Annotated in this window: 9 protein-coding genes; 3 read left to right on the top strand and 6 right to left on the bottom strand. The window is 68.5% G+C overall.

Annotated features, from left to right (window positions below; genetic code table 11):
* Positions 1-2 precede the first annotated feature (2 nt).
* Complete coding sequence (locus KOR34_RS13065; RefSeq protein WP_146565008.1) at positions 3-509, top strand: hypothetical protein; 507 nt, start codon at positions 3-5, stop codon at positions 507-509.
* A 45-nt stretch (positions 510-554) separates the two neighbouring features.
* Positions 555-725, top strand: a complete 171-nt coding sequence (locus tag KOR34_RS26710; RefSeq protein ID WP_197531382.1) for a hypothetical protein — start codon at positions 555-557, stop codon at positions 723-725.
* A gap of 91 nt (positions 726-816) precedes the next feature.
* Here KOR34_RS26710 and KOR34_RS13070 read toward each other — a convergent pair whose 3' ends face one another.
* The 6 genes from KOR34_RS13070 to tyrS all read right to left on the bottom strand — a co-directional run bounded on the left by KOR34_RS13070 (position 817) and on the right by tyrS (position 14,189).
* Positions 817-6,594, bottom strand: a complete 5,778-nt coding sequence (locus KOR34_RS13070; RefSeq protein WP_197531383.1) for an SdrD B-like domain-containing protein — start codon at positions 6,592-6,594, stop codon at positions 817-819.
* A 75-nt stretch (positions 6,595-6,669) separates the two neighbouring features.
* Positions 6,670-7,704, bottom strand: coding sequence for a WD40 repeat domain-containing protein (locus KOR34_RS13075; RefSeq protein ID WP_197531384.1), 1,035 nt, complete (start codon positions 7,702-7,704; stop codon positions 6,670-6,672).
* A 158-nt stretch (positions 7,705-7,862) separates the two neighbouring features.
* Positions 7,863-9,794 carry a hypothetical protein gene (locus tag KOR34_RS13080; protein WP_146565011.1) on the bottom strand — a complete coding sequence of 644 codons (1,932 nt, stop codon included), beginning with the start codon at positions 9,792-9,794 and terminating at the stop codon, positions 7,863-7,865.
* Positions 9,791-11,626: a hypothetical protein gene (locus tag KOR34_RS13085; protein ID WP_146565012.1), complete on the bottom strand. Its 1,836-nt coding sequence runs from the start codon at positions 11,624-11,626 to the stop codon at positions 9,791-9,793. The genes KOR34_RS13080 and KOR34_RS13085 overlap by 4 nt, the downstream gene beginning before the upstream one ends.
* A 52-nt stretch (positions 11,627-11,678) precedes the next feature.
* A complete protein-coding gene (locus KOR34_RS13090; protein WP_146565013.1) occupies positions 11,679-12,578 on the bottom strand; it encodes an ABC transporter ATP-binding protein in 900 nt (299 codons plus the stop codon).
* A gap of 333 nt (positions 12,579-12,911) precedes the next feature.
* Positions 12,912-14,189: a tyrosine--tRNA ligase gene (gene tyrS / locus KOR34_RS13095; RefSeq protein WP_146565014.1), complete on the bottom strand. Its 1,278-nt coding sequence runs from the start codon at positions 14,187-14,189 to the stop codon at positions 12,912-12,914.
* Positions 14,190-14,382: 193 nt separating this feature from the next.
* On the opposite strand from tyrS, the gene galE reads away from it, so the two are divergent.
* On the top strand, positions 14,383-15,363 hold the full coding sequence (gene galE, locus KOR34_RS13100; protein WP_146565015.1) for a UDP-glucose 4-epimerase GalE: 981 nt from the start codon (positions 14,383-14,385) through the stop codon (positions 15,361-15,363).
* Positions 15,364-15,377 lie beyond the last annotated feature (14 nt).

The raw sequence follows: 15,377 nt of genomic DNA on the forward strand, positions 1-15,377 counted from the left end.
CCATGCTCGCCCAGGCGCCCGCCGTCGAACTCGACCTGCTCGCAATCTTGTTCCGAGTGCTGCACACCACCTGCGCCGGCACGCTGCTCGGCGGGCTGGTCTACATGCGGTTTGTGCTCGCCCCGGCCGCCGCCTCAGACGGCGCCGACATCTACGCCGGCCGCCGGGCCGCGTGGGCCAAGTGTGTGGGCGTCTGCACCGCGCTGCTGCTGGCCAGCGGCTCGTACAACTTCTGGGTGATCATCACGCAGTACCAGAAGCCGGCGTTCCCGTACCACATGGTGTTCGGCATCAAGATCCTCCTGGCCTTCGCCGTGTTTGCGCTGATGGCGCTCTTGGCCGGCAAGACCGACGCGGCGGCCAAGCTGCAGGCGCAGCTGGGCCGCTGGCTGAACATCACCCTGGCGATGGTGCTGGCCATCTTCCTGCTGGGCGCCGTGCTGAAGTCGATCCCCAAGGTCCCCGCTGCGGCCGAGCCGCCCGCAACGCCCGCCCCGGCGGTCGAGTAGCCGTCCACCGAGAGTCCCCTTTTCGAACTAGTTCACCGAGGAGTCATGGACAAGAAAGCCAAGAAACGCGTCGAGGTGCTGAACAAGAAGGTCAAGGACCTGCAGCAGCGGCTCAATGGCGCCAAGCAGCAGATGGACGACCCGGACGAGGTGGCGATGTACGAGAAGCAGATCGCCGAAGCCAAGGCCGAGATCACCAAGCTGAAGGAAAGCTGAACGAATCCGGATTGGGGATTGCGGATTAATCAACGGACTAACGTCCGCCCTGATTGAATCCGCAATCCGAAACCACCAATCCACAATTGGATCATCCCGCCTTCTGCGACACCCGCACCGTTGGCTCCTTCGGGCCGTAGACGGCGGGCTCGTCGGCGCCGTCGCCGTCCCAGTCGCCGGCGATGGGCGTGTCGCCCGGGGCGCCGAGCTCGAAGGCCGTGTCCTTGGCGTCCAGCTCGCGGTTGCTGTTGGAGTCGACTAGCCACCGGCCCGCGCGGTACACGCCCAGGTCGTCGACGCCGTCGCCGTTCCAGTCGCCCACGACCGGCAGGTCGCCCATGGCGCCGAACACGAAGGTCTGGTCACGCTCGGTGAAGCGGCCGTCGCCGTCCATGTCGAGCACCCACACGCCGTCACGGTAGACGCCGATCGTGCGGATGCCGTCGCCGTTCCAGTCGCCGGCGACCGGCTCGTCGCCGGGCGTGCCGTAGTGGAACACGTGGTCGATCAGGTCGGCCCGGCTGGCGCCGCTGGCCGTGCGGCGGAGCAGCCGCCCGCCGCTGGTGGCGTCCTCCGCCGTGGGCGGGAGGTTCTTCGCCTTGCCGGCGATCACGGCCGGGTGGTTGTCCGCGTCCGGCAGGCCGGGCTCGCGTGAGATGGCGTGCGGGTCGCGGGGCCAGGCGGGCCCGTAGATGCCGATGTCGGTCTTGCCGTCGCCGTCCCAGTCGCCGGTGACCGGCAGGTCGGACCGCGAGCCGAGCTTGGCCCACAGGTCGCCCCGGTCCCACACGCCGTTGCCGTTGAGGTCCAGCCGCCAGTAGCCGTCAGTGTAGACGCCGATCTCCGAGACGCCGTCGCCGTTCCAGTCGCCCACGACCGGGATGCCGTCGGCGTCGCCGAAGCGGAACCGCTGGCGGCGCTGGTCGTCCTGCTCGTCCTGGACCAGGGTCCACTCGGCCTCGGCCAGCTCGCCGTTCTCCCACGCCGCGGCGTCAAACTGGCTCTTGGCGAGGATCATGGTCGGGCCGTTGGCGGTCGCTGCCCGCGGGTTGCCCGCGTTCACCACGCTCAGGTGCCAGGTCCAGCCGATCGCCTGCGACGCGCCGTAGAACGGCAGCGTCGCTGGGGCGGAGTTGAAGAACTGGTCCACCGGCCGCGGCGGCAGGTACATCGGCGGCGCCACGACCAGCGGCGGCGGCGTCACCGGCGGGGTCTCCGGCGGCAGGAAGAACGGAGTCTTCCGCACCTCGCTGAAGTTGTTCTCCTGCGAGTGCTGCCCCGCCTGAAGCGGGATCCGCACAATGGCGTTGTCGCCGAAGTTGGTGCGGAACTGCTCGATGGTCATGCTGCCGGGCTGCTGGATCCCGTCGAACGCGATCAGCTCGCCCTCGATCGGCGGGACCGGGTTGATGGCGATGCCGCCCAGCGTGCCGACCGTGTCGACGCCGTCGATCAGGTTCTGCGGCTGGATCTGCACCACCGCGTACACGCCGCCGGGCAGCCCGTCGAAGCGGTAGAAGCCGTTGGCGTCGGTGACGGCGCGGATCGGGCCGGGCGGGTAGTAGCCCGGCAGCGCCTGCTCGCCGAAGATCGGGTCGCCCGAAACGCCGTTGCGGAGCTCGACCACCACGCCGGCAAGCGGCGTGTCGTCCGCCGACCGGACGCCGTCGCGGTAGTTGACGATGTCTTCGGGGGCGATGTCGTCGAGCGTCAGGATCGGCGCGCCGTCGATGAACACGTAGCCCGACAAAGCGGCGGGCGGGGTCTCGCAGAAGTCGTAGTTGTCCCAGTGCTGGTCGGAGCCGACGTGGACGTCGCCGATCAGGTCCTGGCCGAAGTAGGCGCCCCCGCCGTCGCCGACGTGCTGGTCGCCGTGGAAGTAGCCCGCGGGCTGGATCTCCCGTACGCTGTAGACGCCCGGCGGCAGGTTGGTGAACGCGTACTCGCCGTTGGCGTCGGTCAGCGTGGTGGCGATGACCTGGCCCGACTCGTTGAGCAGCTCAATCGTCACGCCCGCGATCGGCGGCTCGCCGTCGTCCGGGTCGCACTCCGGGTCGGTGGAGACCACCACCTTGCCGCGGATGGAGCCGGGCAGCAGCTCGCCGAAGTTGTTCTCGACCGAGTCGTCGCCGAAGGTGATGGTGATCTGGCGGATCGCATCGCCCGACGCGTCCGCGACGCCGCCGTGGCTGCCGGGCGTGTCCTTGCCGTCCAGCCAGCCGGCCGGGTGCACCTGCACCACGGTGTAGCTGCCGGCATCCAGGTTCGTGAACTGGTAATAGCCGTTGGCGTCGGTAATGGCCGTGCGGCCGGTGTCGACGCCGTCCTTGTACAGCTTCAGCGTGACGCCGGCGATCGGCTCCTCGCCGGGCCGGTCGTAGGAGCCGTCGTCGCTGCGGTCGTGGTACACGTAACCGGACAGGTTAGCGCCGACGTGCTCGCAGAAGTCGTACCGAGTGGCCTCCTCGCCCGAGCCGAGGTGCACCCCGCTGAACAGGTCGTCGGATACCGATCCGCCGGCGGTGCCGACGTGCTCATCGCCGTCGTAGTACTCGGTCGGCTGATGCTCTTTAACCTGGTACTCGCCCGGCCGCAGGCCGGTGAAGGAGTACTCGCCGTTGGCGTCGGTGTGCGTGGTGGCGATGACCGCGCCCGACGCGTCCAGCAGGTCGATCTGCACCCCCTCGACCAGGATCTCCGGGTTGTCCGGGTCGCAGTCCGGGCCCGTGAACGCCGAAACGCGGCCGGCGATCGACGCAGCCAGCAGCTCGCCGAAGTTGTTCTCGATCGAGTGGTCGCCGTAGGTGATGGTGATCTGGCGGATCGCATCGCCCGACGCGTCAGCAACGCCGCCATGGCTGCCTGGCGTGTCCTTGCCATCGAGCCAGCCGGCCGGGTGGAACTCGACCACCGCGTACGTGCCCGGGGCCAGGTCGGTGAACTGGTAGAAGCCGTTGGCGTCGGTCGTGGCGCGGAGCCCGGTGTCCGAACCGTCGGCCGCCAGCAGCATCAGCGTGACGCCGGCAATCGGCTCCTCGCTGGGCCGGTCGTAGGAGCCGTCGTCGCTGCGGTCGTGGTACACGTAGCCTGACAGGCTGGCGCCGACGTGCTCGCAGAAGTCATACCGAGTGGCGTCCTCACCCGAGCCGAGGTGCACCCCGCTGAACAGGTCGTCGGAAACTGTGCCGCCGGCGGTGCCCAGGTGCTCATCGCCGTCGAAATACTCGGTCGGCTGATGCTCCTTCACCTGGTACTCGCCCGGCCGCAGGCCGGTGAAGGAGTACTCGCCGTTGGCGTCGGTGTGCGTGGTGGCGATGACCGCGCCCGACGCATCCAGCAGGTCGATCTGCACGCCCTCGACCAGGATCTCTGGGTTGTCCGGGTCGCAGTCCGGGCCGGTGTAAGCAGACACGCGGCCCGCGATCGACGCGGCCAGCAGCTCGCCGAAGTTGTTCTCAACGGAGTCGTCGCCGTAGGTGAGAACGATCTGACGGATCGTGTCGCCCGGCGCGTCGGCCACGCCGCCGTGGCTGCCGGGCGTGTCCTTGCCGTCGAACCAGCCGGTCGGGTGCACCTGCACCACGGTGTAGCTGCCGGCGTCTAGGTCGGAGAACTTGTAGTAGCCGTTGGCGTCGGTGACGGACGTGCGGCCGGTGTTGACGCCGTCCTTGTAGAGCTGGAGCGTGACGCCGGCGATGGCCTCCTCGCTGGGTCGGTCGTAGGACCCGTCGTCGCTGCGGTCGTGGTACACGTAGCCTGACAGGCTGGCGCCGACGTGCTCGCAGAAGTCGTACCGCGTGGCGTCTTCGCCCGAGCCGAGTTGCACCCCGCTGAACAGGTCGTCGGATACCGAGCCGCCGGCAGTGCCCAGGTGCTCATCGCCGTCGAAGTACTCGGTCGGCTGGTGCTCTTTGACCTGGTATTCGCCCGGCCGCAGCCCGGTGAAGGAGTACTCGCCGTTAGCGTCGGTGTGCGTGGTGGCGATGACCACGCCCGACGCGTCCAGCAGGTCGATCTGCACCCCCTCGACCAGGATCTCTGGGTTGTCCGGGTCGCATTCGGGGCTCGTGTAAGCCGACACTCGGCCCGCGATCGACGCCGCCAGCAGCTCGCCGAAGTTGTAGTTCACGGCGTTGTCGCCGAAGTTCAGCATGGCGTCGGACAGCATGTCGTCGCCGACCGTGCCGCCGTGGCTGCCGATGGTGTCCTTGCCGTCGAACCAGCCCACGGGCTGACTCTCCATCACCGTGTACTTGCCCGGCGCCAGGTCGGTGAACTGGTAGTAGCCGGCGGAGTTGGTCACGGCCCGCACGCCCGTGTCCTGGCCGTTCTCATCGATCAGCTTCAGCTCGACGCCGGCGATCGGGTCCTCGGTCGCGTCGTACACGCCGTCGTTGCTGCGGTCGTGGTAGACGTAGCCGGCCAGCGTGGCGCCGACGTGCTCGCAGAAGTCGTAGTTGGTGGCGTTCTGGTCCGAGAGCAGCACGATGTTCGAGATCAGGTCGTCCGAGACCGTGCCGCCGACCGTGCCGGCCCGCTCCTCGCCGTCGAAGTAGCCATTGGGCGTGTACTCGCGGACGCTGTACTTGCCGGGCTTGAGGCCCTCGAAGCGGTAGCGGCCCTGCGCGTCGGTGTGGGCGGTGGCGATCACCACGCCGGCCTCGTTGAGCAGCTCGACCTTCACGCCCTCGAGCAGCTCGTCCGGGTTGTCGAAGTCGCAGTCGGGCCTGTGAGAGGCCATCACGAAGCCGCCGATCGACGACAGCTTGATCTCGCCGAAGTTGTACTCCTCGGCGTGGTCGCCGTAGGCCAGCATCACCGAGCTGATCATGTCGACCGGCCCGGCGGACTCGTCGGCCGCCTGGCCGCCGTGGCTGCCCGGCGTGTCCTTGCCGTCGACCCAGCCGTCCGGCTGGTTCTCCATGACGGTGTACTTGCCCGGCGCCAGGTCGACAAACTTGTAGAACCCGTCGGCGTTGGTCACAGCGCGCAGGCCGGTGTCCTGCCCGTTGGCGTCCAGCAGCTTGAGCTCGACGCCGGCGATGGGCGACTCGCTCGGGTCGAAGACGCCGTCGTCGTTGAGGTCGTGGTAGACGAAGCCCGACAGGGTGGCCAGCTCCAGCATCGGCGCGTGGGCCACGGCGCCGGCGGTGCGGTCGGTCAGGTCGCGGAGCTCGTCGTAGCGGTCGTCGGGGAGGTCGAAGCCAAGGCCGACGTGCGTCTCGGCCGCGTCGCGGCGGCTGTCGAAGAAGTCGTAGAAGACGCCGCTGAGCTGCAGGTCGACGTACCCGGGCGCAGAAAATTCGCCGATCAGCTTGCTGAACTGGAACTCGGCGCCCTCGACCAGTGAGTTGTAGAACGGCAGCGAGGTCTCGGGGTCGTCGCCCTGGTACTCGTCCACGTCGACCGAGAAGACCAGCTTCTCGCCCGCCTCGAAGCCGCTGAGGTCGAACACCACCTGCGTGCCGCCGTCGAGCACCGTGACGCCCAGCACAGTGAAGCCTTCGGAGCTGATCACCTCCAGCGGCACCGACGCGAAGCCGTCCGTGCCGCCGCCGCCCGGCGCGGTGTCGAACACCAGGTCGCCCACGCTGAGGCCGAGGCCGTCCTTGTCGGTGTCGATGACCAGCTTGTCGAGCGTCGTGCCCTGCGGCCCACCGAGGAACGAGATCACCAGGACGTCGCCCTTGGAGTCGTCGCCGGTGGCCTCCTCGAAGTAGACGCCGCCCAGCAGCACCTCTGGCGCAAGGCCGTCGGCGGCCAGGAGCTCGCGGCTCTCGAGCTGCTCCAAAGCGGTGCGTCGCACCTTGTTCCGTGCGACCGGCGTGGCGTCGTTCGCGTTCAGGCCAAACAGCTTGAGCAGTCCCATCGGCTTCCTCCTTGAAACCCTTGTTGGCAGGCGCGTCATGCGCTCCGGCCGGCGCGGTGTGTGTCGTTCAGGCAGCTAGCGGGTAACCTCGTCCGATCCGGCGTCGGCGGTCGCCGCCGCCGCGGGCGTCTTGGGCGCCCGCCACAGCAGCACGGTGGTGTCGAACCCGGCGGAGACAAGCGTCTCGCCGGCCGCGTCGACCGCCATCACGGCCACGGTGCCCGTGTGCCCGACCAGGCGGTGCGTGGGGAGCTCGGTCCGCAGGTCCCACACGTGGATCCGGTTGTCGGTGCCGCCGCTGAGCAGCCGGTTGTCGTCCAGGAACAGCAGCGAACGGACCTTGGCGGGGCGGGTGTGCAGCTCGCCGGCCAGGTCGCCCGATTCGAGGTCCCACAGCCGCACGCGGGGACCGTTGCCGCCGGTCGCGACCCGCTTGCCATCCGGCGAGAACGCGATCGCCTGCAGCCGCTGCGTGTCGGCCGGGATGTCGCGTCCCTCCTCGCCGGTCGTGAGGTCCCACAGACGCAGCGTGCCGTTGCGGCCCGCGGCGGCCATCCACCGGCCGTCGGGCGAGACCGCCATGACGCGCGTGTCCTGGCACGGGCACGCGAAGCGCTTGTCGATCATCCCGGACGACAGGTTCAGCAGCCGCACCTGGTCGCCGTACGCGGCGGTCAGGAGCTGCTGGCCGCCCGGCAGGAACGCCACGGAGCCGATCGGCCCCTGCGCATCGTTGTTGACCAGCGAGGTCTGGTTGTCGGCCAGGTTCCAGATATTGAGGCGGCGGTCGTCGCCGACGCTGGCCAAGCGGCGGGTCTCGCCGTCGAACGCGAGCGCCCGCACCCAGCCCTCGTGCCCCCGCAGCAGCTCCGGCTGCTGGCCCGAGGCCAGCGTCCACAGGCGCACGCCGTGGTCGTCTCCACTGGCGGCGACCTGGCTGCCGTCGGGCGAGATCGCCACGGCGGTCACCACGACCGGCGTGTCGTGTCCCTCGGCGCGGAAGTCGTACGCGCGGAACGGCCTGAGCTGGCGGACGGTTTCCGCCGGCGCAACGCCGGCCAGCACCAACGCGATGACGGACCATGCTGGCAGAGCAAGCTTGGCTGGCACGATAAGGCTCCCTTGAGGGGGTCGGAGGTACAGCACCTCCTCCCTATCGACGCGCGGGCGGCCCCCGCCCTAGTCAACCTTTACGGTTCATGACTCTGGGAAAGCCTGGCAGGCTGCGGGGATCAGAAACCGCGGCGGCCTGCAATGATGACGCTCGGCTAGGCGGCGGACGCCTGCGGCGCCGGCTCATCGGCCGCGTCCTGCGCGGGGGCTTCTTCGCTGGGCTCCGCGTCGTCGGCTGGCGCGCCGTCGGTCGAGGAGGCATCCTCGTCAGCCGGTGCGGCGGCGGCTGACTCGCCCTCCGCTTCTGGCTCTGACGTCATCTCCTCGGACGCGTCGGCGGGCTCGGCTTCGCCGCTGGCTTGTTCGTCCGACGGGTCATCGGCGGTGGGCTCTTCGGCGGGCGCCTCTGACGCCTCTTCGGCGGCGCTGTCGCGGTTTTCGGGTTGGGCCGCGTCAGCGGCTGCCTCGTCGTCGGCTGGGGCGTCGTCGGCTGGGGCGTCGTCCTCGGTCGCCTCGACGCCTGGCTCGTCCACCTGCTCGCCCATGCGGCGTTTGTGCTCGATCAGCTCTTCTTGGAAGTCGTAGTCGGTGTCGAAGTCCTCGATGATGTACCACAGCGGGAAGTCGTCGGGGATCTCCTCGTCGATCTTCTCGAGGACCTCGCCGTACTCCTTGATGAACTCCATGACGTCGTCGCCGGTGGTGCCGTCGGTGTCCTTGAGCGCGGGGTACGCCTCGAGGACGTCGTGCCACTTGGCGAGGCCCTGGACGTAGTAGTCCTTGGCGGCCACCGGGTCGGCGTCCTGGATCATCGCCATCTTGCCCTGGTGGCAGAGCCGGCGGGCGGCCACGGCGTCGGGGCTCTGCTCGAACTCGCACCGCAGCCCCCAGTAGTCGAAGTTGGCGGTGGTCTTGTAGTTCTTGGTCTTCCGCAGCCGGTCCGTCAGGGTGTTGATCTTCTCCAGCTGCCGCATCGCGGCGCCGCGGAGCTCCGGCCGCTCCTTGGCGATCAGGTCCGCCAGCTCCGACTCGGGCGGCGCCAGCAGCCGCTGCGCCTGCGACGCCAGCTCAAGCTGGTCGGGCCGCCGCTGGATCATCGGGGTGGCGAGCGCCTCGCGCTGCTGCGGGGTCAGCTTCTCGGACAGCGACTCCAGGTACGGTCGGGTGACTTCCGGGGCGATGTCGAGCAGCTCCTCGCGGGCCTCCTCGACTTCCTGCTCCAGGTAGGGCTCGTCGTTGAGCTTCAGGATGGTGCCGGTGCTGTGCTCGATCGGCAGGTTGCCAAAGTCGTCCCACTCCTCGCCGGCCACGCGCCAGGCGGGCAGGCCGCGGTCGAACCGGCCCTCCTCCTCGATCGCCTCGGCGTAGTTCATCTGGCTCTTGGCGGAGCTGGAGTAGAACACAATCGGGCTCTTGCGGCCGATGCCGCGGGTCTCGGCGGCGCGCTCGCCCTTCAGGTACCACTCCTTGCTGACCAGCCAGTTGTCGCGTTCCTCCAGCGGGCGGTCTTCGGGGTGGTAGGTCTCGTCGGTGCGGAACAGGCGGCGGTACTGCTCGCGTTCGTCGGCGCGGCCGATCTTCTGGCCGATGAACCAGCCCAGCTCCCACAGGATCTGGGGGTTGTCGCGGTTGTAGGTCTCGCCCTCCTTGAGGAAGTTGATCCCGCGGCGGACGTAGTAGTAGCGGTCGCGGTAGTCGTCGAACTCGACCGACACGTTGTACGTCAGGTTCCACGCCTGGTACTTCCAGAACGTGATGAAGTTGGGCTGCAGCTTGGAGAGCTGCTCGAGGGTGGCGGTGAGGTTGCCCCAGTCCTCTTTCTTCTTGTACTCGTTGGCCTGCTGCCACAGCGCGTTGACCGCCACGCCGCGGAGGCCGAGCGTGGCCAGCTTGATGGTCTCGCTGGCGGGGTCGATCTCGCCCAGGTTGGCCTGGGCCAGCCGGTTGTCCTCGCGGAAGTCGGCCAGCAGGCCGCCCGAGTCTTTGACGCCCGTGCTGGGCGACCCGAGGATCGACAGCGGGAACAGCAGCACGGCCATCGCCACCGCGTAGGCCAGCTTCCGGTAGAGGTTGGTGCGTTCGGTCATTTCGCGACTTCCCTAGTCCGCAGCAAGAAGTACCCGGCGATGGTGAACCCGACGATGTACGCCAACGCGATCAGCAGCTGCCGCCCGACCACGGCGCCGGGGATGTCGTACCCCTGGGCGACGTAGGTCGCGGAGCTCAGCGAGTAGAAGTCCGGCAGCACGCTCGCCACGGCCTGCATCGCGACCTCGATGCCGTCGTCCACGGTCTTCATCACGCGGATGGGCAGGCTGCCCTCGTCGCTGAACCGGGAGGTCAGGTTCATCTGCGTGATCAGCCGCACGAACGATTCGATCGGGCCGCCGCCGTACGACGTGCCGGTGGCGACCGACACGAAAAACTCGCGGAAGAATCCTAGCAGGATGAACGACACCGTGAAGAGCGCGGCGATCGGCCCGTTGAGGAAGGTGCTGGCCAGCACGCCGATCGTGATCACGATGACCATCTGCACCCAGATGCCCAGGTGCCCCTTCACGAAGTTCCAGCCGGGGCTCCTCTCCGGCAGTCGCACGTAGCAGTCGGCCCGCGCGAACCCGAAGTACTGGCCGCCGTCGATGCACTGGACAATCACCTCGACCCGGCCGTCCTCGCTGACCAGGTCCTCCAGCAGGCTGATCGGCTTCTGGTCGGCCTCGTCGAACAGCTCCTCGGTGAACCGGAACGAATTGACCGACATGTCCTTGGCCGGGAACACCACCAGGCTGCTCTTGATGTCCTTGTTGTCCGGGTTGCGGAGCTGGATACTGCCCCGAATCGCCTCCTCGATGTCGCCCTTGTGGGTGCGGAACACGCGGACGATCAGCTCCACCGGCAGGTAGCGGACGTCGCCGTCGGTGGCGAGCGTGGCGGGCGTGATGTTGTCGAATGTCCAGATGGCGGCCGCGTTGGTGCCGCCGGCGATGAAGCTGCGGTACTCCCACTCGCTGCCGACGCTGACGCCCTTGTCGGCCTCGACGCCCTGGCGGTCGAGGAACCCGAGGCTCGCGGCCCGCTTGGGCACCCGCGCCCGCATGAAGTCGACCGCGTCGCCCACCACCAGCCGGTCGCCGTCGCCGCGGATGGGGTGGCGGTGGCCGTAGGACGAGAGCGCCTCGCCGCGGCCTTCGGCGTCGGTCTCGACGGCGTGCTCGTGGTCGTGGTCGAAGGTGGTCTCGCCGACCAGCGCGGCGACCCCGCCGTCGGGGCCGGCGACCTCCTCGACGCGCGCGGCGTCGATCGTGTGCGTGTGGTTCAGCGACCGGTTCACGTACAGGTAGCTGCAGCAGCCCATGATCGTCAGCAGGATGGTGCCCAGCAGCGTGAAGCCGAGGATCCTGCCCAGCACGATGTCGCAGGCGCGGACCGGCTTGGTGACGATCGTGTAGATGGTCTTGGTCTTGAAGTCGCCCGGCAGGCTGAACGCGCTGAGCAGCAGCGCCTGCAGCAGCATCAGGAACGTGGTCCAGGCCATGACGAAGTCGATCTGCACCTTGGCCGGGTCCTGGTTGGTCTTCAGGAACCAGCTGGCGAAGCTGAGGATCACCGCGTAGATCACCAGCGCGATCACCGCCTGCCGCCGCCACGACTCCTTCACCGCCAGCCAGGCCAGCGCGCCGACCCGGCGGGGTGAGATGCGGACCAGGTCCGACAGCCCGTCGGTGAAGGTGCGGTAGGTCAGGTCGCCCGCCTTGGCGGGGCCGTACCGCACCAGCAGCACCAGGAAGCCCAGCAGGATGGCGGCCAGCGCGAACACCAGCCCGGTCACGAAGAACTGCAGCAGCGCGCCCTCGTACCAGTTGGCGCCCGTCGGGATCAGCCAGCCGAGGAAGGACGTGATTTCGTTTTCGACAACCATCTAATCTGCGGGTAGGGGGCGTGGGGCGAGGCTTCCGCCGGCGTGGGCGGGGTCAGTTGGCGTCGTCGCTCGAATCGGCGACCACCCGTCGGCCGGGCCGCGCCTCGCTGTCCCGCACGATCGAGAGGAACAGGTCCTCCAGCGTGGTCGTCGGGTTGTCCATCGACACCAGCTCGCCCTGGTGACGCTCGATCACGCTGCGCAGCTCGTTCTTGCAGTCGTCGCTCAGGCCCTTGGCCATGATCTGGGTGGTGTCGGCCACCTTGAGCAGCGAGTCGACGCGGCCCAGCTCCTTCAGCTCGCCCTGGTGCAGGATCGCGATCCGGTCGCACACGTCCTGCACGTCGGCCAGCAGGTGGCTGCACATCACGATGGTTTTGCCCTCGGCCTTGAGCTCGAGGATCATGTCCTTCATCTCGCGGGTGCCGATCGGGTCCAGGCCGCTGGTCGGCTCGTCCAGCAGGATCAGGTCCGGGTCGTTGATCAGCGCCTGCGCCAGGCCGATGCGGCGCGTCATGCCCTTGGAGTACTCGCGGAGCTGACGCTTGCGGGCCCGCTCGATCTTCACGAGTTTCAGCAGCTTCTCGATGCGCTCCTTGCGGACCTCGGGCGGGATGTCGAACAGCCGGCCGTAGAAGTCGAGGGTCTCGTCGGCGTTGAGGAACTTGTACAGGTACGACTCTTCGGGCAGGTAGCCGATCCGCTCGTTCTTCGAGACGTCGGTCGCCTCCTTGCCGAAGATCAGCGCCTGGCCCTCGGTCGGGAACAGCAGCCCCAGCAGCAGCTTGATGGTGGTGGTCTTGCCGGACCCGTTGGGGCCGAGCAGCCCGAAGACCTCGCCCTCCTCGATCTTGAGGTCCAGCGACTTGAGAGCGCGGACCTTCTGGCGCCCCCAGAAGTCGCGGTACACCTTGCTCAGGGCGCGGGTCTCAATCACGGTCTCGTCGGCCATCGCGTTCTCTCGCTGGGTGGGCGCGTACTCTCACTCGGCGGGTCCGCGCGGTAGCCCTGGCGACCGGGGCGTCTGCAGAACGCCTGCCGGCCGACGCGCGTCCGCGGGACACGGCCCCTGGTGCCTGGGCGACAGGAAAAGCTGCGCGGCGCGACGGGGCAGTCCGCGGCGCCTCGCTCTAAACGACTACGGCCGGGCGGCCGGAAGGGTTCGCCCCCGCCCGCCACGGCGTTAGAGCGCCAGACTGGCTACTATAAAGAGCCCCCAATGGGGTCGCAAGCGGCGCGGCGGCCCACCCGGCAATCGGGCGCCCCGCGGGGCCGGTTGAGCCGGCTATTCCGCAAATCTTAACAGGGCGTACCGCTTCTTGCCCGACCGCAGCACCATGACGGTCTCGCTAGCCAGGTCGGCCGTGGTGAGCTGCCGCTTGGGGTCGTCGACCCGGCGGTTGTTGACGTAGGCCCCGCCGTTGCCCAGCGTGCGGCGGGCCTCGCCGTTGCTCTTGGACAGGCCGGCCAGCGTGAACGCCTCGAGGATGCCCAGGCCGTCGCCGGCCAGCCGGTCGCGCGGGACCTCCGTGCTGGGCACGTCGCGGAAGATCGACACCAGCTGCCGGTCGTCCAGCTCGGCGATCTCGGCGCCGAACAGCACCTCACTCGCCCGCCGGGCCGCGTCCAGCCCCTCCTGCCCGTGCACCAGCCGGGTCAGCTCCTCGGCAAGCCGCACCTGGCTCTCCCGCTTGGCGGCGTCGTCTTCGCGCGATTTGTCGAGTGATTCAATCTCCTCGTGCGACAATTCGGTGAGCATCCGCAGGCAGCCGCCGACGTCGGAGTCGTCGACGTTGCGCCAGTACTGGAAGAACTCGTAGGGGCTGGTCCGGTCCGGCGAGAGCCACACGGCGCCCCCCTCGGTCTTGCCCATCTTCGTGCCGTCCGACTTGGTCAACAGCGGCCAGGTCTGGCCGAACAGGTGCGCGCCGTGCATCCGGCGGGCCAGGTCGATGCCGGCGGTGATGTTGCCCCACTGGTCGCTGCCGCCGGCCTGCAGCTCGCAGCCGTGCTCCTTGTACAGGTGCACAAAGTCGTACGCCTGCAGCAGCATGTAGCTGAACTCGGTGTAGGACATGCCGGCGTCACCGCCCAGGCGGCTCTTCACCGAGTCCTTGGCCAGCATCACGTTGACCGGGAAGTTCTTGCCGATGTCGCGGAGGAACTCCAGGTAGCTCCAGCCGCTGGTCCAGTCGAAGTTGTTCAGCAGCTTGGCGGTCGGCTTGGCGCCGCCGAAGTCGAGGAACCGCTTCATCTGCTCGCCGATGGCGGCCACGTTCCGCTCGAGGTCGTCCTTGGAGAGCAGGTTGCGCTCGGCGCTCTTGCCGCTGGGGTCGCCGATCATGCCGGTGGCGCCGCCCACCACCGCCAGCGCGGTGTGCCCCGCCTGCTGGTAGCGCCGCAGCATGATGAGACCCATCATGTGGCCCACGTGCAGGCTGTCGGCCGTGGGGTCAAACCCGGCGTACAGCGTGCGCGGCTGCTTGTGCAGCCACGCGGCCAGGCCGTCGTCGGTGGTCTGGTGGATGAGGCCTCGCCACTGGAGGTCGTCGAAGAACTGCATGCCTGGGCTTCCGCGGATCGTGGTTCGTGAACCGCTCATTGTAAAGGGGAAGGCGGGAGGCGGAAGGCGGATGGGGGCAGGCGGACGCCCCCACTTGAGCTATGCTGGAGGGCTCGAGCTCGAAGCGGCCGGCACGCGTGGAACCGCTGCCCCCCTGGAGGCCCTTCTCCGCCACTCCCCTGCCCCTCGCACCATGAACATCCTTGTCACCGGCGGCGCCGGCTACGTTGGCTCCCACGCGGTTAAGTGCCTGATGGCCAACGGCCACGACGTGTGGGTCTATGACAACCTGGTCTACGGCCACAAGTCGGCCGCGCCCGCCGACCGGCTGGTGGTCGGCGACCTGCACGAGTCCGAGAAGCTTACCAAGCTGCTGCGCGACAACCAGATTGAGGCGGTCATGCACTTCGCCGCCTACGCCTACGTGGGCGAGTCGGTGACCGACCCCGCCAAGTACTACCAGAACAACGTGGTGGGCACGCTCTCGCTGCTGGACGCGATGCGGGAGTGCGGCGTGCAGAAGATCGTCTTCTCCAGCACCTGCGCCACCTACGGCGTGCCCCAGCAGGTACCGATCCCCGAGGACCACCCCCAGGCGCCCATCAACCCCTACGGCTACACCAAGCTGGTCATCGAGCGGGCGATGGAGGACTACCGCCACGCGTACGGGCTGGGCTACGCGGCGCTGCGGTACTTCAACGCGTCGGGCGCGGCGGCGGACGGGTCGATTGGCGAGGACCACGATCCCGAGACCCACCTCATCCCGCTGATCCTGGATGTGGCGCTCGGCAAGCGGGACTCGATCACGGTGTTCGGCACCGACTACCCAACGCCTGACGGGTCGTGCATCCGCGACTACATCCACGTCGACGACCTGGCCGACGCGCACCTGGCGGCGCTCAACAAGCTGGCGCCGGGCAAGTCGCTGAAGCTGAACCTGGGCACCGGCCGCGGCGCGAGCGTCAAAGAAGTGATCGAGCTGTGCGAGGAGGTCACCGGCAAGGAGATCGCCACCCTGCTCGGGGAGCGACGCGAGGGGGACCCGCCGGAGCTGGTCGCCAATCCCAAGACCGCCGAGGACGCGATCGGCTGGAAGGCGAAGCGGTCGATGCGAGAAACCATCGAGTCCGCCTGGGCCTGGCACTCGGCCCACCCGGACGGCTACGCCGACTGACGCCCCGCGGGCGT

Origin of the sequence: Posidoniimonas corsicana (assembly GCF_007859765.1) — a bacterium.
Classification (GTDB): domain Bacteria; phylum Planctomycetota; class Planctomycetia; order Pirellulales; family Lacipirellulaceae; genus Posidoniimonas; species Posidoniimonas corsicana.